22 protein-coding genes are annotated in these 20,500 nt (G+C 64.3%); 10 read left to right on the top strand and 12 right to left on the bottom strand.

What is annotated here, in order from left to right:
• Positions 1-59 precede the first annotated feature (59 nt).
• The gene (locus CCK88_RS16760; protein ID WP_086471710.1) at positions 60-803 is read left to right on the top strand and encodes a GntR family transcriptional regulator; all 744 of its coding nucleotides are present in this window, start codon (positions 60-62) and stop codon (positions 801-803) included.
• A 95-nt stretch (positions 804-898) separates the two neighbouring features.
• A complete protein-coding gene (locus tag CCK88_RS16755; protein WP_086471709.1) occupies positions 899-1,285 on the top strand; it encodes a RidA family protein in 387 nt (128 codons plus the stop codon).
• Between the two features lie 46 nt (positions 1,286-1,331).
• Here CCK88_RS16755 and CCK88_RS16750 read toward each other — a convergent pair whose 3' ends face one another.
• The 5 genes from CCK88_RS16750 to CCK88_RS16735 form a co-directional block, all read right to left on the bottom strand.
• Positions 1,332-2,570: an OpgC family protein gene (locus CCK88_RS16750; RefSeq protein ID WP_086471708.1), complete on the bottom strand. Its 1,239-nt coding sequence runs from the start codon at positions 2,568-2,570 to the stop codon at positions 1,332-1,334.
• Positions 2,557-4,326, bottom strand: a complete 1,770-nt coding sequence (gene mdoH, locus CCK88_RS16745; RefSeq protein WP_086471707.1) for a glucans biosynthesis glucosyltransferase MdoH — start codon at positions 4,324-4,326, stop codon at positions 2,557-2,559. Before mdoH ends, CCK88_RS16750 begins: the two co-directional genes overlap by 14 nt.
• Positions 4,327-4,340: 14 nt before the next feature.
• Complete coding sequence (locus CCK88_RS18515; protein WP_170926536.1) at positions 4,341-4,478, bottom strand: hypothetical protein; 138 nt, start codon at positions 4,476-4,478, stop codon at positions 4,341-4,343.
• Positions 4,475-6,070, bottom strand: a complete 1,596-nt coding sequence (locus CCK88_RS16740; protein ID WP_244557571.1) for an OpgD/OpgG family glucan biosynthesis protein — start codon at positions 6,068-6,070, stop codon at positions 4,475-4,477. Before CCK88_RS16740 ends, CCK88_RS18515 begins: the two co-directional genes overlap by 4 nt.
• Positions 6,071-6,206: 136 nt before the next feature.
• The gene (locus CCK88_RS16735; protein ID WP_244557570.1) at positions 6,207-7,001 is read right to left on the bottom strand and encodes a FadR/GntR family transcriptional regulator; all 795 of its coding nucleotides are present in this window, start codon (positions 6,999-7,001) and stop codon (positions 6,207-6,209) included.
• Positions 7,002-7,132: 131 nt separating this feature from the next.
• Here CCK88_RS16735 and CCK88_RS16730 point away from each other — a divergent pair, with 131 nt between their 5' ends.
• Positions 7,133-8,530 carry a M20/M25/M40 family metallo-hydrolase gene (locus CCK88_RS16730; protein WP_086471704.1) on the top strand — a complete coding sequence of 466 codons (1,398 nt, stop codon included), beginning with the start codon at positions 7,133-7,135 and terminating at the stop codon, positions 8,528-8,530.
• Positions 8,531-8,707: 177 nt separating this feature from the next.
• Here the strand turns inward: CCK88_RS16730 and CCK88_RS16725 are convergent, their stop codons facing one another.
• Positions 8,708-9,064, bottom strand: coding sequence for a DUF1304 domain-containing protein (locus CCK88_RS16725; protein WP_086472016.1), 357 nt, complete (start codon positions 9,062-9,064; stop codon positions 8,708-8,710).
• 6 nt (positions 9,065-9,070) lie between these two features.
• The gene (gene deoD, locus CCK88_RS16720; protein ID WP_086471703.1) at positions 9,071-9,784 is read right to left on the bottom strand and encodes a purine-nucleoside phosphorylase; all 714 of its coding nucleotides are present in this window, start codon (positions 9,782-9,784) and stop codon (positions 9,071-9,073) included.
• A gap of 151 nt (positions 9,785-9,935) precedes the next feature.
• Here deoD and CCK88_RS16715 point away from each other — a divergent pair, with 151 nt between their 5' ends.
• Both CCK88_RS16715 and argC read left to right on the top strand, forming a co-directional pair.
• Entirely contained in the window at positions 9,936-10,409 is a 474-nt protein-coding gene (locus CCK88_RS16715) for an SRPBCC family protein (RefSeq protein ID WP_086471702.1), read from the top strand.
• Between the two features lie 55 nt (positions 10,410-10,464).
• A complete protein-coding gene (gene argC, locus CCK88_RS16710) occupies positions 10,465-11,418 on the top strand; it encodes an N-acetyl-gamma-glutamyl-phosphate reductase (protein ID WP_086471701.1) in 954 nt (317 codons plus the stop codon).
• A gap of 78 nt (positions 11,419-11,496) precedes the next feature.
• Here the strand turns inward: argC and CCK88_RS16705 are convergent, their stop codons facing one another.
• Positions 11,497-12,174, bottom strand: a complete 678-nt coding sequence (locus CCK88_RS16705; RefSeq protein WP_210189960.1) for a glutathione S-transferase family protein — start codon at positions 12,172-12,174, stop codon at positions 11,497-11,499.
• A gap of 241 nt (positions 12,175-12,415) precedes the next feature.
• On the opposite strand from CCK88_RS16705, the gene CCK88_RS16700 reads away from it, so the two are divergent.
• Positions 12,416-13,363, top strand: a complete 948-nt coding sequence (locus tag CCK88_RS16700; RefSeq protein ID WP_086471700.1) for a hypothetical protein — start codon at positions 12,416-12,418, stop codon at positions 13,361-13,363.
• Here the strand turns inward: CCK88_RS16700 and CCK88_RS16695 are convergent.
• Positions 13,360-14,295, bottom strand: a complete 936-nt coding sequence (locus CCK88_RS16695) for a LysR family transcriptional regulator (protein WP_086471699.1) — start codon at positions 14,293-14,295, stop codon at positions 13,360-13,362. The two genes, CCK88_RS16700 and CCK88_RS16695, sit on opposite strands and share 4 nt — an antisense overlap.
• Before the next feature lie 28 nt (positions 14,296-14,323).
• On the bottom strand, positions 14,324-14,833 hold the full coding sequence (locus CCK88_RS16690; protein WP_086471698.1) for a hypothetical protein: 510 nt from the start codon (positions 14,831-14,833) through the stop codon (positions 14,324-14,326).
• Positions 14,834-15,313: 480 nt separating this feature from the next.
• On the opposite strand from CCK88_RS16690, the gene leuD reads away from it, so the two are divergent.
• The 4 genes from leuD (at position 15,314) to leuB (ending at position 18,254) form a co-directional block, all read left to right on the top strand.
• A complete protein-coding gene (gene leuD / locus CCK88_RS16685) occupies positions 15,314-15,919 on the top strand; it encodes a 3-isopropylmalate dehydratase small subunit (RefSeq protein ID WP_086471697.1) in 606 nt (201 codons plus the stop codon).
• Between the two features lie 22 nt (positions 15,920-15,941).
• Complete coding sequence (locus tag CCK88_RS16680) at positions 15,942-16,337, top strand: RidA family protein (RefSeq protein ID WP_086471696.1); 396 nt, start codon at positions 15,942-15,944, stop codon at positions 16,335-16,337.
• A 91-nt stretch (positions 16,338-16,428) separates the two neighbouring features.
• The gene (locus CCK88_RS16675) at positions 16,429-17,067 is read left to right on the top strand and encodes a CPBP family intramembrane glutamic endopeptidase (RefSeq protein WP_086471695.1); all 639 of its coding nucleotides are present in this window, start codon (positions 16,429-16,431) and stop codon (positions 17,065-17,067) included.
• Between the two features lie 86 nt (positions 17,068-17,153).
• The gene (leuB, locus tag CCK88_RS16670) at positions 17,154-18,254 is read left to right on the top strand and encodes a 3-isopropylmalate dehydrogenase (RefSeq protein ID WP_086471694.1); all 1,101 of its coding nucleotides are present in this window, start codon (positions 17,154-17,156) and stop codon (positions 18,252-18,254) included.
• 121 nt (positions 18,255-18,375) lie between these two features.
• Here the strand turns inward: leuB and rpsP are convergent, their stop codons facing one another.
• Together rpsP and ffh are read right to left on the bottom strand one after the other, a co-directional pair.
• Positions 18,376-18,738, bottom strand: coding sequence for a 30S ribosomal protein S16 (rpsP, locus tag CCK88_RS16665; RefSeq protein WP_086471693.1), 363 nt, complete (start codon positions 18,736-18,738; stop codon positions 18,376-18,378).
• A gap of 33 nt (positions 18,739-18,771) precedes the next feature.
• Complete coding sequence (gene ffh / locus CCK88_RS16660; RefSeq protein ID WP_086472014.1) at positions 18,772-20,358, bottom strand: signal recognition particle protein; 1,587 nt, start codon at positions 20,356-20,358, stop codon at positions 18,772-18,774.
• Between the last annotated feature and the right edge of the window lie 142 nt (positions 20,359-20,500).

The raw sequence follows: 20,500 nt of genomic DNA, 5'->3' as shown, positions 1-20,500 counted from the left end.
TTTCCGAGTTGCGGTGGGTGGCGGTTGATCATACTAGCAAAGAGTAGGGATGCCGGCCGATGGGAAAGGGTATTGGATTGCTCGAAAGCAAATTCTCGACCGGCGAGTTGAAGCCCGTCTCGTCCCGCAAGACGGTGCACGACCTTGTCTATGAGCAGTTGCGCGACGCCTTGATGTCGGGGGCCTTCGAAGCACGAAAAGCCTTCACCATCGCGTCCCTGTCCGAGCGGTTCCATACCTCCCACATGCCGGTGCGCGAGGCGCTGCGGCGCCTGGCATCGGAGAATGCCCTGAGCATTTCCGCCTCGGGCACGGCCTATGTTCCGGCCATCACCGCGACGGAACTGCGCGACATCACGCTGGCGCGCATGATCGTCGAGGGCGCCACCGCCCGCATCGCCGGACCCAGGCTCACCGAGGCCGATATCGTCACGCTCGAGCAGATCCTCGCCCACCATCGCGCCAGCGCCAGCGCCGGAACCAATACCGAGATGACCGCGGCCAACCGCGCTTTCCACTTCCACATCTATCAGGCCGCGGGCAGCCGCGTACTGCTCAGCCAGATCGAAAACCTCTGGCTGCGCTCGGGACCCTACGTGCGCTTCCTCTCCGACCGCATGCGCGATCTGCTCAAGACCGAACACCGCGCCGGCTTCACCGACCAGCACGAAGCCATGATCGAGGCTATCCGGAGCCGCGACTGGATCGCGCTGGGCCTCGCCTGTGAGGCTGACATCAAAGGTTCGCAGGACCTGTTGCTCGACATCCTGGCGTCGGAAGAAGAGACCACCGGCACACCCTGATCTGCCGCAGCCCGGCCCGTTCGGCGCGCATCTGCGCACGCCTCCCCTGACCCGGTGATCATCTGATCATTAAGCACACTTTCGAGGACCACATCATGTCGACAGATCGCCGCGCCATTTCCTTCGGCTCGAAATTCGAAAAGCTCGCCGGTTATTCCCGCGCCCTCGTCGATGGCGAGTGGGTGTTCGTGTCAGGCACGGCCGGTCACAATGAAGACGGAACCATCTCGCCTGATCCCGAAGAGCAGACCCGCCAGTCGCTGCGCACCATCGCTCGTGCCCTCGAACAGGCCGACGCCACGCTCGCCGACATCGTCCGCCTCAACGTCTATATCGCCGACCGCAAGGACGTGATGACGGTGTCGACCGTGCTGGGCGAAACCTTCTCTGATCCTCGCCCGACCAATACGACCATCATCTGCGGCTTCCCGGTGGAAGAGATCAAGGTCGAGATCGAGGTCACCGCGAGAAAGCGCAGCTGATCTGGCGTCTCTCCCTGACAGGCTGCCGCCTCCCGAAGGATCTCGCCTATGCGCGCGCGGCCTTGGCGGCGGCGGTTTTGGCGCGCAGGGACGCGGTGTAGTTCAGCATGGTGGCCAGCGCGAAGAGCGCCAGGATGCCGCCGCCCAGGATCATGCCGTCAAAGAGCGGGTCGGGCTGGCGCGGGGTCTTGACCACCTGGAGGAAAATGCTGAGCACCGTGCCCGTCGCAAACACCGCAAGGCCCTGCCGGCCCATGGCCCGCAGCGGCGCGGCATAGCGTGAGGCCGCGAACTGCATCATCAGCGGCATGTGTCCCAGCACGTAGAACAACGCCAGCGCATGCAGGAGCCGCGGCAGCGCCAGGAACGTCTTGTCGAACCAGGTGATGTAGAAGGGCGCGCCGGCATCGGCCAGGAGCCCCAGGCCACTACGGCCAAGAGCGCCGAGCTCCGGAATTTTCACCCAGAACAGCACGAAGACGAGGAACGCCGCGGCCGCGCCATACAACGTCCGGTTGAATGGAATGAAGGTCTCGCCCCGCTTCATCGCCATGCCCGACAAGAGGCCGATGACGAACAGGATCTGCCAGGAAAAGGGATTGAAGAACCAGCCGCCCGCATTGGGAAAATTGGGCAGGTTGATGCGGAATTGCCCGGCCAGCGCCCAGAGCGCGACCGACAGCGCCAGCGTCAGCCAGGGTCGCCTGATCCCGATCATGATGAAGATCGGCGCGGCAAGCAGCAGCATCGTGTAGAGCGGCAGGATGTTGAGATAGCCCAGCTGGTGGCTCAACAGCGGAATGCCGATCAGCGACTGCAGCGGATAGCGCAGCACCGGCTCGACATTGTTCTTGAGCAGAACCGCGGGCATCTCGAACCACAGCGCCGCCGCCGCGAAGATCGCGAGGCACATCATCGTGATGGCGATATGGACAAAGTAAAGGTGCCGCGCCCGCGCCCAGACGCGGGTCAGCGCCGTCCACATTGTGCCGCTGCGAAAGGCGCCGGAATAGGCGAGGCCCGCCGCCATGCCCGACATGAAGACAAAGGCCTCCGCCGAGTCCGAGAAGCCGAAATTGCGGTTGGTGAGCGTTTCGTAGATCGTGCCCGGCACGTGGTTGATGAAGATCATCACCAGCGCCAGCCCGCGGAACATGTCGAGCCGGGGATCGCGTGCCGCCGCCACCCCGCTGACATCGCGCGAAACCTGCGGCACCAGCGCCGCGCTGATCCGGTGCCAGACGGCATGGGCCTGAGATGGATGGGCGCCGTCAGGCAACGACATGGGGCGATGTCCTCGTCACGGCCGCCGGGGCGGCACGACCTTCGATTGCAGTGCGCGGTTGGGTCCAGGCCGCCAGCAGCCGGCGCTGCTCCACGATAACAGGCGACGGAGCCGCTTCCATGTCGCTGCGGAACAGGCGCGGCAGCGCCCGACGGGTCGGCCGCGACGTGGCCCAGATCAGCAGCGGCGCCAGCATTGCGGGAAGCGTGGCCGGTGCCAGCCAGAGCGCCGCCTGGGGCGCAGCGATCAGCATGCTGCCAAGGGCGACAGCGGCGATCGCCACCATCCACCAGCTGGCGCGCAGGGCATCGCCGAGCGGCACCAGCGTCTGTCCGCGCTGGGTGGCGGGCCAGCCGCCATCGAGCCGCAGCAGCACCTGCACCACCGACCGGCTCTGCATCAGCAGCATGGTCGGCGCCAGCAGCGTCGAGAGCACGATTTCACCCAAAACCGAAAGCAGCACGGTTGGCGTGCCACCAAAGCGCCGGTTCTGCCCGTCGAACAGGCCACGCACCAGGATCATCAGCTTGGGCACGACGAGGATCGCCGCGACGGCCGCGCCCAGCACCCACATGGGGATGGCCGATGGCTCGAAGCCGGGCAGCAGCGCGGGAAGGTTCGGCAACATGGCGCCAGCAATGCTGGCCACCAGCAGCAGCAGCCAGAACGGCGAAGCCAGATAGGCCATGATGCCCTGAACGAAGGTGAAGCGGCTCCAGGCCTTGAGCCCGGGCGCCAGCAGCAGCCGACCGTGCTGCAGATTGCCCTGGCACCAGCGCCGGTCGCGCTTGGCGTATTCGATGAGATTGTCCGGCGCTTCCTCGTAGGATCCCTTGAGCGCGGGATCGACCGCCACGGTCCAGCCGGCGCGCGACAACAGCGCCGCCTCGACATAGTCATGGCTGAGGATATGCCCGCCGAATGGCGGGGTGCCTGAAAGTTCGGGCAGTCCGCAGCTGGCTGCGAAGGCCCGCATCCGCACCATCGCGTTGTGGCCCCAATAGGGTCCCTCCGCGCCCTGCATCAGCCCGGCCCCGCGCGCGAAGGTGGGCGACAGGTAGGCCGCGGCGAACTGGATGGAGCGGCCGAATAGTGTCCGCGCATTGATGATGGTCGGCACGGTCTGCAACAGGCCCAGCCTGGGATCGTCCTCGAGCCGGCGCGCCATGGCGACGATGGTCTCGCCTTCCATCAGGCTGTCCGCATCGAGGATCAGGGCAAAATCGTAGGCACCGCCCGAGCGGGAAACGAAGTCCTCGATATTGCCGGCCTTGCGTCCGACATTGCGCTCGCGCCGGCGATAGAAGATGCGGCCTTCGCTCAGCGGCTCGGTGATCAGCCGCTCGAACTGCACCACTTCCTCGGCGGCCAGTTCGATTGCCTGCGTATCGGACAATATGGCGAAGTGGAAATGCTCGGCGGCCCCGAGGCGCACGAGGCTCCGGTTCATTGCCGCGACGCGAGAGAATGTGGCGACCGGGTCCTCGTTGTAGATGGGCACGAGGACCGCCGTGCGGCTTTTGAGCGGTGTTTGCACCGGGGTCGGCCTGCGCTCAGGCGTGAACACGCCGAGCACGGCGGCCGTGCTGCCCCAGACGAGCCAGAAGCCGCTGACCGCCACAAGCACGAAGCGCACTAGATCGAGAGCGTTGAGGCCACCTTCCCCGGTAAAGCGCAGGAACAGCCAGGCCCCGGCAAGGCTGAGGCCGGCGGCCGCCATGAGGGCGATGCAGCGCAGAAGGGCCGGCCTGTACATGCCGATCGTGGCCCTCAACGGCCCGCAAAGGACCATAGCGTCGCGCGGATGGCCTGCATCAGCGAGCGTCTGGGTTCCAATTGCTGCTTGGGCATGTGGAGGGGTGCGTCCGGAAGTCCGGCCACGAAGGGGAAATCGGCGGCATGCTTCATGCGGCGGGCCTCCACTGGTAGAGCCAGGTTTCAGTCAGTTTCTTGCCCAGGCCCACCAGATAGGCCTTGAGTTCCAGCGTTGCGCCGGGTTCGGCCTCGACATCCATGACGAGACGCCACGCGCCATTCGCATCAATTCGTGACAAAACCGAGGTACGCATCACGCCGCCGCCAACAGTGGCCAGAACATCGATGGGCGTGCCCGCTGGCATGGTGTCGAGCTCGCCACCCTTGAAGTCGACGACGAACTTGCGCAGGTTGGACGCGTTTTCCACGCCCGACACACCACCGACACCGCCGCGGGTCTCGGCCACATAGGCCAGTCCGACAGTGTCTTCCGGGTTGAGATCGCCCCAGATCAGCCGATAGCTGTATTCGCGTTCCTCGCCCGCAAGCGCAGGCTCGGCCGGAATCCAGAAGGCCACGATATTATCGTCCGCTTCGAGCTTGGCGGGAATTTCCACCAGTCGCACCATGCCTTGGCCCCACTGGCCCACGGGCTCGACGCGCACCGAGGGGCGGCGCTCGTAATGGGCCCCGGCATCCTGGTAGGCCTCGAAGTCGCGGCCGCGCTGGTACAGCCCGAAGGCCTTGGGATTGGTTTCGGCCAGATAGGAATTGCCCAGCCAGGCGCTGTTGTTGAGCGCGCGCCACATGACCTCGCCGCTCTCCCGTTCGACCAGCAGGCCGTTGCTGTCGTGCACCTGCGGACGATAGTCGTCGAACCCGCCGCGATTGGCCTCGGCATAAAGGAACATCGAGGTCAGCGGCGCAACGCCCAGTTCCTTGACGTCGGTGCGGAAATAAAGGCGCGCCGTCACGTCCATGACGGTTTCCTGCGACGCGTCGCTGCCGGGGGTGATGACGAAGCGGTAAGCCCCGGTCACGCTCGGGCTCTCCATTGCCGCGTAAACGACCAGGGGCGCGCCCTCGTTCGGCTTTTCGACATAGAATTCGGAGAAGCGCGGAAACTCTTCCGGCACGTCGACCCATGAATTGAGCACGAGCCCACGGGCGCTGGCCCCGTAGATATTGTTGCGTCCAAGGGCCCGGAAGTAGCTCGCACCAAGGAACGTCACGAGCTCGTCGATCGCATCGGCGCGGTTGAGCGGATAGTTGACACGCAGACCCGCAACGCCCGGAAACGCCTCCGCCTGGGCGGCCGCGCCCACCTCGGCATTGTGATAGTCGAAGTCCGCCGCGCCAAAGCCGATCGGATGGGCTTCCCCGCCCTCGATCTCGTAGACCTTGACGGGTTCGTTATAGAGCCAGCCCAGGTGAAATGCCTGCAACTGATAGCCCGCGGCATCGCCTGCCCACTTGCTGGCCTCGCCCCGATACTGGATGAGCCGATAGGCGTCATAATCGAGGCTGTTGAAGGCGGCCGGAATTTCCGCCGTCACCGGCTGGTGCTCGGCGGCGGCCATGGCCTTCATGCGCGCGCTGAAACTGTCGAAGTCGAACGCAAAGCGCTCGTCTTGCTGCGCCAGCAGCGGGCGGGTCAGCGATGTGGTGGAAGCGAGAAACAGTGAAAAACCTATCCCTGCCAGAACCGCTCGGCGATTGGGCAGGGGGGTGTGATGACGCGTCACATTGGTACCCGTTACAAAAGTCGCCCGGTTGTTGGACAAACTCGCAACGCCGACTAGATCAAAAAGTTGTTGCATAGGTGCCATGCAGCCAGCTCATGGAGTGGCTTTCGCACTGTCACACAACTATGCCCGGGCTTCAGGTCGAAGCCGCGGCCTCCATCCGGCCGGCGGCGCGGTCGAAGCCCTGCGAGATCGCGTCCCGCATGGCGAGGCGTGCTTCGTCTGCATTGCCGTCGCGAATGGCCTCGGCGATGCGCCGGTGAACACCCACTGTAACGGCGAGAGCCTCCGGATCGTTCACCGGCGACGAAATCGTGAACGCCGCTGTCAGCGCCATTTCAACCAGCGCGCTGATCGAAGCCATGAACGGATTGCCCGAAGCCTCGGCGACGGCCTTGTGGAACTCGAGGTCGAACCGCGCGAAATCCGCCGGCGTCACCGAACCGGCCATCCGGTCGACCCAGCCGACCAGTTCGGCGGCCTCGTCCGGCCCGCAGCGCTCGGCCGCCAGCGCGGCCGCCTCGATCTCGATCCCGATCCGCACCTCGGCAAGGCTGCGCAGAAACGAAACGTCGGGCCCCAGTTCGAAGAACCAGGCCAGCACGTCGGCATCGAACAGGTTCCAGCGGTTACGCGGCAGGACGCGCGTGCCGATACGGGCGCGGGCCTCGATCAGCCCCTTGGCGGCCAGTGTCTTCAGCGCTTCGCGCAGCACAGTGCGCGACACGCCGAAGCGCTCCAGCAATTCGCCGTCCGACGGCAGGATCGCGCCTTGCGCATAGGTGCCCGAAACGATGGCGAGGCCCAATTCCCACAGCACGTCCGAATGGAGGTTGCGTGCCAGGCTCCGGCCCGAAAGCGCGGCAATGAGATCACCCGAATGCCGTGCGCGTCCACCGGACCTGTCCATGCCACCCCCGCCTTGCTTCATTCTCGATCCGACCTAATCACAGGCGCAATAGTATGACAATAACGCCTGATGGCGCTGCACTGGACAGGGCGCGACCCGACGCGCCATGGTGCGCCTTCCATTTTTACGGATTCGCGACCCAAGGATTTGCCATGACCAGCCCTGCAACCATCGACGCCGTCTTGTCTGAAGTCGATTCGGGGCTGGATCAGAGCCTGGAGCGTCTGTTCCATCTTCTGCGCATCAAGTCCATCTCGACCGATCCGGCCTTTGCCGACGATTGCCGCAAGGCAGCTGACTGGATCGTCCGGGAATTGACCGATCTGGGGTTCGACGCCGCGGCGCGCCCCACCCCCGGCCACCCGGTTGTCGTTGCCCATGGCCCGCAGCAGGATGGACCGCACGTGCTGTTCTACGCGCACTACGATGTGCAGCCGGTCGACCCCCTCAACCTCTGGCACACCGATCCCTTCGATCCGCAGATCGTGGAAAAGGATGGCCGCAAGATCATCGTTGCGCGCGGCGCCTCCGACGACAAGGGCCAGATGTTGACCTTTATCGAGGCCTGTCGCGCCTGGAAAAAGGCGACCGGCTCACTGCCCATCCGCATCTCGCTGATGCTTGAAGGCGAGGAAGAAAGCGGCGGCAAGAACCTGCCGCCCTTCATGAAGGCCAATGCCGAAGAGCTCAAGGCTGACATTGCCCTGGTCTGCGACACCGACATGTGGGATCGCCAGACCCCCTCGATCACCACCATGCTGCGCGGCCTCGTCGCCGACGAGATCGTCGTCACGGCCGCCGACAAGGACCTCCATTCGGGCATGTTCGGCAATGCGGCGCGCAATCCCAATCAGGTCGTCGCCGACATCATCGCGAGCCTGCGCGCACCCGATGGCTCGGTCACCCTGCCCGGCTTTTACGACGACGTCGCGGAAATCTCGCCTGAACTCAAGGCGCAATGGGCGGGTCTGGGGTTCGACGACAAGGCGTTCCTCGGCAGCGTCGACCTCTCGACCCCGGCCGGCGAGCAAGGCCGCTCGGTGCTCGAAATGCTCTGGGCCCGCCCGACCTGCGAAATCAACGGCATGATCGGCGGCTATACCGGCGACGGATTCAAGACCGTCATCCCTGCCAAGGCCTCGGCCAAGATTTCCTTCCGCCTCGTCTCGGGCCAGAAGCCCGACAAGATCCGCGCCGCCTTCCGCGCCCATGTCGAGAAGATGCTGCCCCCCGATTGCTCGGTGGAATTCATTCCCCATGGCGGCTCGCCCGCCATCACCGTGCCGGCCGACGGCGACTTTCTGCGCCAGGCGCTTTCAGGCCTCACCGACGAATGGGGCAAGCAGGCGGTCATCACCGGCTCGGGCGGCTCCATCCCCGTCGTCGGCGAGTTCAAGTCCATTCTCGGCCTCGACACGCTCCTGATCGGCTTCGCGCATGTGGACGACCAGATCCACTCCCCCAACGAGAAATACGACCTCGAAAGCTACCACCGCGGCATCCGCAGCTGGGTGCGGGTGCTCGGCGCTTTGAGCCGTGCCGAAGGCTAATTTGCTCCAGTGGAGCAAATCAAGGCGAAAAGGCCATGAGAGCTATGCTCGAATGGCGGCGTAACCCCCACCTAGCCCTACCTGATAGAGGGGGAGGGACAGATCGCGTCTACTGTGCCTTTGGCGATGACCTCTGCTCCTCCCCCTCTATCAGGGGGAGGCCGGGTGGGGGTGCCTCTAAACCAGCACCACCGCCAGGATCGCGATCACCGCCGGCACCGTCTGGATGAACAGGATTTTCCGCGAGGACGTCACTGCGCCCACGATCCCGGCTACCGCCACGCAGGCGAGGAAGAACAGCTGGATCTGCCAGCCAAGCTCCGGATCGGGATGGACGAGGCCCCAGATGAGGCCTGCCGCCAAAAACCCGTTATAGACGCCCTGGTTGATCGCCAGCACCTTGGTCGCCTTGGCGAATTCCGCCGTCAGCCCGAAGGCCTTCTGCCCGCGCGGCGTGTCCCACCACAGCACTTCGAGCAGCATGATATAGACATGCAGCAGGGCCACGAGCCCGACCAGCACCATTGCAATCACAGCCATTTACGCCTCCACAGCCACGTCGAGCGCCAGTTCCACCATCTCCGTGAGCGAAGTCTGGCGTGCCTCGGCATCTATCTCCTCATGCGTGATGAGACAATCGGTCATCGTGCAGATGGTCAAGGCTTTGACGCCGAACCGCGCGGCCAGCGTATAAAGGGCCGCCGCTTCCATCTCGACGCCGATCACCCCATGCTCGGGGAGCTGATCGTATCCGGCAATGCCATTGGCATGATAGAAGATGTCCGAGCTCAGCATGTTGCCCGCATGAAATTTCAGCCCCCGTGCATCGGCCTTGTCGGCCGCCGAGCGCAGCAGGCCGAAATCGGCGATGGGCGCGAAGTTGAAGGCTCCGAACCGCCCCTTGACGATCGAGGAATCGGTCGAGGCGCCCTGCGCCAGAACCACGTCGCGCACCTTCACCTTCGCATTGAGGCCGCCGCAGGTGCCCACGCGGATCAGCGCCTTGGCGCCATAGACGTTGATCAGCTCGTGCACATAGATCGACAGCGACGGCTGGCCCATGCCCGAGGCCTGCACCGAAACCGGCCTGCCCTTCCACGTACCCGTATAGCCCAGGCAATTGCGCACCGAATTGACGAGGCGCGGCGCCTCGAAAAATGTCTCGGCGATCCATTTGGCCCGCAGCGGATCGCCCGGCAGCAGCACCGCCTCGGCATAATCGCCTGGCTTTGCGTGGTTGTGCGGCGTGGTCATCTCGTGCTCCGGGTTTGTCCGTCTGGTCAATTCAATGCCACCGGCATGCGACCCTGACAACCGCCAAGCTGTTGTCATCACAACCGCCAAGCTGTTGAACCCGCGGAACTAAGGCCCGGTCCGGCAGTTTGCCCATCAGGAAGGAAGCGCCATGCCCGACAACAACACCGCCAGGATCGAAGCCAAGGTAACCCACCTTTTCGCTGCCCCGCCCGAGGCGGTCTACGATGCCCTTGTCGAGCCCGCCACAGTCCGCCGCTGGCAGGAAGCCTGGGCCAACACCGGCGCCTCCGGCACGATCACCGGCTTCGACTTCAACCCGGAAGTGGGCGGCGCCTATCGCATCCTTGGCACAAGGAACGGCGAACCATCCGACAATTGGGGCACCTTTCTCGCGCTCGATCGACCGACCAGGGTCAGCTACACCTTCATCGTCGACCCCTCCGAGGAGCAGGACCCCTCGGTGGTCACCATCATCATCGAGCCCGAACCGGAGGGCAGCGGCAGCGTCGTCACGCTCTACAACGAGATGGACGCCCGCTGGAGCGACTATCTGCCCCAGACCGAACGCGCCTGGATGCGCATGCTCGAAGCCGTCGACACGACGCTGCGCCACGGCGCTTGACGCGGGCGGCGTCCGGCCCCATTTACGGCCCGCCGTTTCAGGAAAGGCACGAAACATGGTCGCAAAAATCTTCATCGATGGCGAAGCCGGTACCACGGGTCTGCAGATCCGCGAGCGCCTCGCCGGTCGTCGCGACCTCGAGGTCATTTCCATCGCGCCCGAAAAGCGCAAGGATCAGGCCGAGCGCCAGCGCCTCCTCAACGCGGCCGATGTCGCCATTCTCTGCCTGCCCGACGATGCGGCCAGGGAAAGCGTGCGGCTCATTGAAAACCACACGACCCGCGTCATCGACGCCTCGACAGCCCACCGCGTCGCCGAAGGCTGGGCCTATGGCTTTGCCGAAATGGACATCGACCAGACCGAGGAAATCCGCAAGGCGCGCTACGTGGCCAATCCCGGCTGCTGGCCACAGGGCCTGATCGCCGCCGCCCGCCCGCTGGTCGAGGCGCGGCTCCTGCCGGGCGATTACCCACTCTCCTATCACGGCATTTCCGGCTATTCCGGTGGCGGCCGGCAGATGATCGAGGACTATGAGGCACAAGGGACCGGCGCCAGCCAGTTCATGCCCTATGCCCTCACCTTCGCCCACAAGCACCTGCCCGAAATGGCCCACTACGCCAGGCTCAATCGTGCCCCGCTGTTTGAACCCGTGGTCGGCAATTTCGCGCAGGGCATGACGACGTCCCTGCCGCTCCATCTCGACATGGTTGCCGATATTCCGACCGGCAGGGACATTCACGCTGCGCTGGCCGATTTCTACGCCGCCATCCCCGATAGTTTCGTGCGCGTCGCCGCCTACGATCCGGCCCTGGGCAAGACCGCGGCCCTCGACCCGCAGGCCCATAACGGCACCAATACGATGACCCTGCACGTTTTCGCCAATGACGAGCGCAACCAGGCCGTCATAGCAGCCGTCTACGACAACCTGGGCAAGGGTGCTTCGGGTGCGGCTGTGCAGAACCTCAACATCATGCTCGGCGTCGATCCGCGCGAAAGCCTCGAAGGCTGAGGCCGCGTCCATCTCCCGATGCTACCGATGAAAAAACCCCGGGCGATTGTCCCGGGGTTTGCTTTTTGCGCAATCGGCTCAGGCCGGCTCGTTCTGGGGAAACATCGCCTTGCGCGTTTCCGCGTCGAGCTCGGCCTTGAAGACATGCGCGGCCTTCATCGCCAAGGCGCGCTGCACGGCCGGTCGCGCAGCCATCTCCTGCATGAACCTTTCGACATTGGGATAGGGCGAAAGGGCCCCCTCCCCGAACACATAGCCGGCAGAAGCGGCCCAGCCCCAAAGGGCCATGTCGGCAATGGTATATTGGTCGCCCGCCAGGTATCGCGCGGTCCCCAGGCGCGCCTCGAGAACTTCGTAGTGCCGCGCCACCTCTCGCGTATAGCGGTTCACCGCATAGGGGATGGCCTCGGGCGCATAATGCTTGAAGTGGATGGCCTGCCCCGAAAAGGGCGAAAGCCCGGTGGCGACGAGCTGCAGCCAGGACAGCATCACGCCATGCTCGCTCCGGTTCTCCGGCACGAAAGCTCCATGCTTTTGCGCCAAGTAGAGAAGGATGGCGTGGGAATCGAATATCGCGGTTCCCTCATCCACGATGGCCGGCACCTTGGCGTTGGGATTGATGGCCTTGAAGGCCGGCAGGTGCTGCTCGCCCTTGAAGATATCCACTGCCCGGACGGTGAACGGCAGCTGTAGCTCCTCGAGCAGCACCGCCACCTTCATGGAATTGGGCGTGGCGTGGAAATAGAAGTCGATCATGCTGGGTCCTTTCGCGCCTTGGGTCGCGCCGCAACGGCAGAGGGCGGACCGCGCACACCATGACCGACAGGGGCGCCGGCGCACCAACGCATTGCCCGACTGGGTCCCATCGACAGCGCCAATGCCCGGCTCCGGCGCCCGACCCATCACCCGCTTCGATTGGTCCAATCGGAGCGGCGAATTTCCGCGGCCAGCGGTGGTCGCCTAGATCCTCGGCATCGACGATCGAAAGGACCTCGACATGACCACCCGCACGCTTCTGGCCGGCATTGCAACTGCCGCGATACTCTCGGCGATGAGCCCCGCCTTTGCGCAGGACATCAATTTCGCCACCGACGACGCCTATCCCGAAAGCCTCACCTACTCGGCCCGGCAGGACGTCTTCTTCCTTGGCTCGGTGACCCAAGGTCTCGTCGCCACGCTCGACAGGGCCGGCACCTATTCCCCCTTCATTGCCGATGACCGTCTCGTCACCACGGTCGGTCTGCTGGTCAGCGACGCGGACAATACGCTTTGGGTGACCAATTCCGATCCCGGCGCCGGCATCAGGACATCGGCGGCCACCCAAGGCACGCTGGCCGCCATCGCCACCTATGATGCGACCACCGGCACGCCCAAGGCCTATTACGACTTGGGTGCGCTCTCCCAGGGCGCGCATTTCGCCAACGACATCGCGCTCGATGCCGACGGCAATGCCTATGTCACCGACAGCTTTGCGCCGATCGTCTACAGGATCGACACCGAAGGCGTGGCGTCGATCTTTGCCCAGGACCCGTCTTTCCTGACCGCCGAAGGCTTCAACCTCAACGGCATCGCCTGGCACCCCGACGGCTTCCTGCTGGTTGGCAAATACAATACCGGCGAGCTCTTCAGGGTCAGCACCACCGATCCCACCGACATCGCGCGCGTCGCACTGCCCGAAGCGCTGACCGGCGCCGATGGCATTCAGCTGCTCGACGATGAGCATCTCGTGGTCGTGCAGAACCTGGGTGCCGACCGCATCGTCGAACTTGTCTCGACCGACGGTTGGAAGACCGCTTCCATCGAACGTACGGAGCCCAGCGCCCTCTCGATGCCGACAGCGGCGGCCAAAGCCGGCGATGACATCTATGTCCTCAACGCCCGTCTCGATACCCTGTTTGACCCCAAGGCCGACAAGGTCGGCGACTACGTCCTGCAGGATTTCTAACCGGCGGCGGGAGCGCCTGGCGTCGAACGCCGGGCGCTTCGCAAAATCCGCTCGCGCAGCCATGAATGCGAGGCATCCGCGCTCATTCGCGGATGCCAGAACAGGTTCACCTCGAACGGCGCGAGCTCGAGCGGCGCGTCGACATAATCCAACACGCCTTCGAAGCGCTCGAGGAACCGCTTGGGCAGGGTGCAGACCAAATCCGTGCTGCTCAGCATCAGCGGCGCCAGCGCATAGCTCTGCACCGAAACGGCGACGTTTCTCTGCCTGCCCGTTTCCGCCAGCGCGCTGTCGATCATCCCGGAAAAATGCCCGCCGCTGGTCGAGATCAGCAGATGGTCCAGCGCGCAGAATTCATCGAGGCTCAGCGGCCCGGTGCCGCGCGGATGGCCCCGGCGCTGAGCCGTCACGAAACGCTCCTGAAACAGTTTCCGGCCCATCAGGCCCGGTGCCCCGTCCTCGGCGACGCCGACGAAAACGTCCACCGCGCCGTCCTCGAGGTCCTGGGCGATTGTGGCCTTGTTGGGCGTCGTGAAGGCGATCTTGGCATGGGGCGCCTCCGTGCGCACCAGCGGGATCAGGTCCGGCGCCAGGATCGAGGCCGGATTGTCGGTGGCGGCCACGCGGAAAATGCGCCGGCTCGTCGCCGCATCGAACACCTTGGCCGTCCCGATGAAGGCGGTCCACTGGTCGAGCAGCCGCGTGAGCTCCGGCTGCAGCGCCAGTGCATGGGGCGAGGCGACCATTCCGCGCCCTGAGGTCGAGGGGATGAACAGCGGATCGCCGAGCAGGTGGCGCAGCCGCGTCAACCGGGCCGACAGCGCCGATTGCGTGATGTTCAGTCGCGCCGCTGCGTGGGTGACATTCTTCTCCTTGTGGAGCGCATCCAGCGTCAGCAGCAGGCCGACATCGAAATCTGCCAGGGTCTTCATCGCGATATCCGCCCAGGGTCTGTCTGCATCAGGGCCAGTTCGGCTTGATCAAGACGCTGGCGGACGCTCCGACCTGGCTGAACGAATATTCGCCGTCGTCGCGCTCCCACCAAGCGGTGACCGCTTCCACATCGTCGTATTCCTCGAGACTGTCCGGCTCACCCAGCCATTCCGTCAGTGCGTCGAGAAACGAGGCCGCGTCCTCGGTGCCATAGGTACAGCCTTTGTGGGCATTCGGACCGGTCGCTATCCAGAACGACGTGGTCTCGGCTTTGCCGTCCCGCACGCGCTTCCAGCCCACAAGCTCGACCGATCCGCCATTATGCGCGACAAAACCGGCGCGCCAGTCCTCGATCTCGGCCTCGGCAAGGCGTTCCCATCCCAGTTGATCACCCGTTTTCGCGGCGGCCGCGACGCTGGCCGATGCGCACAGATCAAAAAGGCGCTCGACGCTGAGATCGATCGGCATGGCACCGACGGCTCCCGGACTGGCCAACAACAGGCAGATGACGCTGATCACCCTGCGCAATGCTTTCATCCCTTTGGTGTCCCCGTGTCGACAACGATCATAGCTGATGCGATGGCCCGCGTCGCCGAACCAAACTTATCCCCGCGCCCCCAACCTGCGCCATACTCCTGCCCATCACCCGGCGCGGCGGCCTGCAGGCGAACAGTGGCCGGGTGAGCCGGGTGGGGGTTTTGCCTCTCCCACGGGTTCCAGTCCGGCCGCGACGGGACGAGCGATCCCCCGCCGCCGGACAGTTCCAAAAACCGGCGCCCCGGGGCGGTTCGCGTCTCGCATTTTTGTCATTCTGGGGCGCTATCCGCCTCGGGGTCCGTCAGTTTCCGTTGCACCGGAGGCCAAAAGCCGACCGGCGCAAGCGCTTGCCGTACGCTTCGGTACGGTTCAGGCTTGCCCAAAAGCCGCTTTTGCGGCATGACCTGCGGCAACACAGCGCTTCCGGCACATTGAGCGCCCGGAGAGCGCGGCATGATCTCGCGAGGTTCCCCAAGGCCCATGGACAAGTTCACATCCCTCACCGGTGTCGCGGCGCCCCTGCCGATCATCAACATCGATACCGATATGATCATCCCCAAGCAGTATCTGAAGACCATCAAGCGCACCGGCCTCGGCACCGCGCTGTTCTCGGAAATGCGCTATAACGAGGACGGCTCCGAAAACCCCGACTTCGTGCTCAACAAGCCCGCCTATCGTCAGGCGCAGATCATCATCGCTGGCGACAATTTCGGCTGCGGCTCGAGCCGCGAGCATGCCCCCTGGGCCCTGCTCGACTTCGGCGTCCGCTGCGTGATCTCGACGAGCTTTGCCGACATTTTCTACAATAACTGCTTCAAGAACGGCATCCTCCCGCTCGTGGTCACTCCCGATCAGCTCAAGCTGCTGCTCGACGATGCCGAGCGCGGCGCCAATGCCACGCTGACCGTCGATCTCGAAAGCCAGACCATCAAGGGACCCGATGGCGGCACGCTGCATTTCGACATCGATCCGAGCCGCAAGCAGATCCTGCTCGAAGGCCTCGACGATATCGCCGGCACGCTGAAATCGGATCCATCCATCTCCGCCTTCGAAGGCAAGATGGCCTCCCAGCGTCCCTGGCTCTAACTCCTCCAGCAACGAGACAAAATTGGTTCAGCGCGTTTCCACCGGCTCCCCTTTCGAAGCAACCTTTGGCTATTCCCGTGCCGTCCGCCACGAGGATACGGTCTATGTCTCCGGCACCACCGGCTATGACTACGCCACCATGACCATGCCCGAAAGCGTCGGCGAGCAGGCCAGGAATGCTCTGGCCACCATCGACAAGGCGCTCAAGGAAGCCGGATCCTCCATCCAGGACACCGTCCGCGTGGTCTATTATGTCGGCGACCGTGCCGACGTGGATGCCGTGGTCGCTGCCGTCGGCCCGGTGTTCAAGGATATCCGTCCGGCCGCCTCCATGCTCATCGTGCAGATGATCGAGCAAGGCATGAAGATCGAGATCGAGGTCACCGCCCGCATCGGCGCGGCCACCAGCCACGCCTAGAGCGCTTCCAGCGAAAGTGGCAACGGTTTCGCGGTTTGGAAGCGCGACAAAACAATGTCCCCGCCGGGCCCAGCCAGGGTATGATGCCAGGATGAACCGGCGGCAGATTGTCTTGGTGATCCACGCAGCGCTCCTGATCGGGGCGCTGTTTTTCATCGTGCCGGCGCTCACCGCCTGGCACCCTCTGCACGGCTACCTGCTGTCCATCACTTTCTATTGGCTGTTTTTCTGCCTGCCGGTCATCGGCTGGCATGCTCTTGCCGGCGATGATGGGCGCCTGTTCTCGGAAAAGCTGGCTTGGCGCGACTGGTGGCTGCTGCCAGCGCTCCTTGTCCAGGTCGGCATCGTCGCTGTGGTCAATTTCGTGCCCAATACCGCCATCCTCAGCCAGGGCGGCATGTATCTGGCGCTGCTGATCGCCTTCATCAACGGCCCGCTCGAGGAAATTGCCTGGCGCGGCGGCTTTCTCGGCACCTTCCGCGATCGGCCCCGCCTCGGCTTCTGGCTCGGCTGGGCGCTCTTTACGCTCTGGCATGTCCCCCTGGCGCTGAGCCACGGCCTGGTCTTCGATGGTGGTGTGCTCACCCTTGTCGGCGGCGCCGGTCTACTGGGTCTCTTCTGGGCATGGATCGCCTGGCGCACCGGCTCGGTTTTTTACACCAGCCTTGCCCACGGCCTCACCAATGTCTTCGCCTTCTGGGTACTGTTCGACCGGAACGGAATTACCTGATCCCGCCTTGCGCAAGGCCCGCAAAACCGGCTATGTCGGCACCAAATTCAGGTGTACCCACCAGTACGGCGAGGAGCATTCCCATCATGGCTACCCATTCCCTCTTCCTTCTGCCGGGCGACGGCATTGGCACCGAAATCATGGTTGAGGTCGAAAAGCTCATCGCCTGGACCAATGGCGAGGGCCTCACCGACTTCTCGACCGACAGCGGCCTTGCCGGCGGCGCTGCCTATGACAAGCATGGCGTTGCCATCACCGATGAGGACGTGGCCAAGGCCAAGGCAGCCGACGCCGTGATCTTCGGGGCCGTGGGCGGCCCCAAGTGGGACAACGTGCCCTATGAGCACCGCCCGGAAGCGGCCCTTCTGCGCCTGCGCAAGGAACTGGCGGTCTTCGCCAATCTGCGTCCCGCCATCTGCTACCCCGCCCTCGCCGACGCCTCTTCGCTGAGGAAAGAACTGGTCGAAGGCCTCGACATCCTCATCGTCCGCGAGCTGACCGGCGGCGTCTATTTCGGTGAACCCAAGACCATCACCGATCTCGGCAACGGCCAGAAGCGCGCCATCGACACCCAGGTCTACGAAACCTACGAGATCGACCGCATTGCGCGCGTCGCCTTCGATCTGGCCCGCACCCGTGGTGGCAAGGTCCACTCTGCCGACAAGAAGAACGTCATGAAGTCGGGCGTGCTCTGGGACGAAGTGGTCAAGGGCGTCGGCAAGGACTATCCAGATGTCGAGCTGCACCACATTCTGGCCGACAACGCCGCCATGCAGCTGGTCCGCACGCCCAAGCAATTTGACGTCATGGTCACCGACAATCTCTTCGGCGACATCCTCTCCGACGTCGCGGCCATGCTCACAGGCTCGCTCGGCATGTTGCCCTCGGCTTCGCTGGGTGCGCCCGATCCGGTCACCGGCAAGCGCAAGGCCTTCTACGAGCCCGTGCACGGCTCGGCCCCCGACATTGCCGGCAAGGGCATCGCCAATCCCATCGCCATGATCGCCAGCTTCGCCATGGCCCTGCGCTATTCGTTCAACATGATCGAACTGGCCGGCAAGGTCGAAGGTGCCATCTCGGCTGTGCTGAGCGATGGCCTGCGCACCGGCGACATCGCCCAGGACAACCGCAAGACCGTCGGCACCGAAGAAATGGGCGCCGCGATCCTGGCCAAGCTGAAGCAGTAAGCGCAACAGCCGCCCTACCCGCGATGTCATCCCGGTGGTCTTGGCATCGGCAGACAAAAGACAAAAAAATATCCCCGGTCGCGAGACCGGGGATATTCTTTTCAGGCAATGAAACCTGAATTTACTCGGCAGCAGCTTCCGAACCGGCGGCAGCCTTGGCAGCGCGCTCTTCGGCGCGTTCCTTGGCCTTGTCGCCGGGGACGGCCTTGTTCGGGTTGTTGCGGGCTTCGCGCTTGACGAGGCCGGCAGTGTCGAGGAAGCGCAGCACGCGGTCCGTCGGCTGTGCGCCATGCGAGAGCCAGTGCTTGGCGCGCTCGGTGTCGAGCACGACGCGGTTTTCGGCATCCTTGGCCAGCAGCGGATTGAACGTGCCCAGCTTCTCGATGAAGCGGCCGTCGCGCGGCGAACGGGCGTCAGCGATGACGATGTGGTAGAAGGGGCGCTTCTTGGTGCCGGCGCGGGCAAGGCGGATCTTGAGAGCCATTTTGCAGTCCTGTCAGGTGATCGGTTAAGTCGGTTATTTCTTCTTGCCCAGGCCGGGCAGGCCGGGGAAACGGGGAGCTCCGCCAAGACCGGGCAAGGCCGGTCCGCCGGAGGATTTGAGCAGCGCATTGACGTCGCTGGGCAACGCCTTCTGCGCGGGCGGAAGGTCTGCCGAGGGCAGGCCCTTGAGCTGCTCGGGATCGATGCCGGCCTGGCGGGCCATCTGTTCGAGCTGCTTGGGATCCATTTTCGACAGGTCCGGCATGCCGCCGAGCATCCCGCCCATTTTGCCGCCGAACATGCCGCCCAACGCACCCATGCCACCCTTGCCGACCTTCTTCATCATGTCGGCCATCTGGCGGTGCTGCTTGGCGAGCTTGTTGATTTCCGAAACCTCGACACCGGCACCGGCAGCGATGCGCTTGCGGCGGCTGGCGTTGAGCAGATCGGGATTGGCGCGCTCCTTGGCCGTCATCGAATTGATGATGGCGATCTGGCGGTCGAAGACTTTTTCGTCGACATTGGCGCCGGCCATGGCTTTCTTGAGCTGGCCCGCGCCGGGCAACATGCCCATCAGGCCGCCCATGCCGCCCATCTTCTTCATCTGGATGAGCTGGGCACGCAGGTCATCGAGGTCGAAGGCGCCCTTCTTGAGCTTCTTCGCCATCTTGGCCGCGTCTTCGGCCGTGACGTGCTCGGCGGCCTTTTCCACGAGGCTGACGATATCGCCCATGCCCAGGATCCGGTCGGCGATGCGCGAGGGATGGAAATCCTCGAGCGCATCCATCTTTTCGCCGACGCCGATCAGCTTGATCGGCTTGCCCGTGGCTGCGCGCATCGACAGCGCCGCACCGCCGCGGCCGTCACCATCGACGCGGGTCATCACGATACCGGTGATGTCGAGACGGGTGTCGAAGCTTCGCGCGACGTTGATCGCGTCCTGGCCGGTCAGCGCATCGACGACGAGCAGGATTTCGTGGGGCTTGGCGATCTCTCTGATGGAGACCGTTTCCACCATCAATTCTTCGTCGATATGGGTCCGGCCGGCGGTATCGAGAATAAGGACGTCATACCCGCCGAGACGGCCCTCGCGCTCGGCGCGGCGGGCAATCTCCACCGGGGTCTCGGTGGTGACAATGGGAAGCGTGTCGACGCCGACCTGTTCGCCGAGCACGCGCAGCTGCTCCATGGCGGCCGGGCGGCGGGTATCGAGCGAAGCAAGCAGGACCTTCTTCTTCTGCCGGTCCTTGAGCCGCTTGGCGATCTTGGCCGTGGTCGTGGTCTTGCCCGAGCCCTGCAGACCCACCATGAGGAGGGTGACTGGCGCCGGCGCATTGAGATCGATGGTGACGGCGTCCGATCCCAGCACCTGGACCAGTTCGTCATTGACGATCTTGACCACCTGCTGGCCCGGCGTCACCGAACGGGTGACCTCGGCCCCGACAGCGCGTTCGCGGACCTGTTCGACAAAGGCGCGGACGACTTCGAGGCTGACGTCGGCCTCGATCAGCGCCCGGCGGATTTCGCGCATGGCCGCATCGACATCGGCAGCGTTCAGCGCGCCGCGTCCACGAAGACCATCGAAAATTTTGCCAAGCCGGTCGGAGAGGCTCTCGAACATCTGTTTTCCTTTTCGCTCGCGGGAGTAAGCCCCGGAGAGATAAGTGCCAAAAGGCCAAATGCAAAACCCACCCGCGGGCGCAACGCGCTGGCGGATGTTGGCCTCCGGGATCTTGAGACCCATGCGGGGTCCCGGTCGGCTG

It is taken from the genome of Devosia lucknowensis (assembly GCF_900177655.1).
Taxonomy (GTDB): domain Bacteria; phylum Pseudomonadota; class Alphaproteobacteria; order Rhizobiales; family Devosiaceae; genus Devosia; species Devosia lucknowensis.
This window is presented reverse-complemented; position numbering and strand designations above follow the sequence as displayed.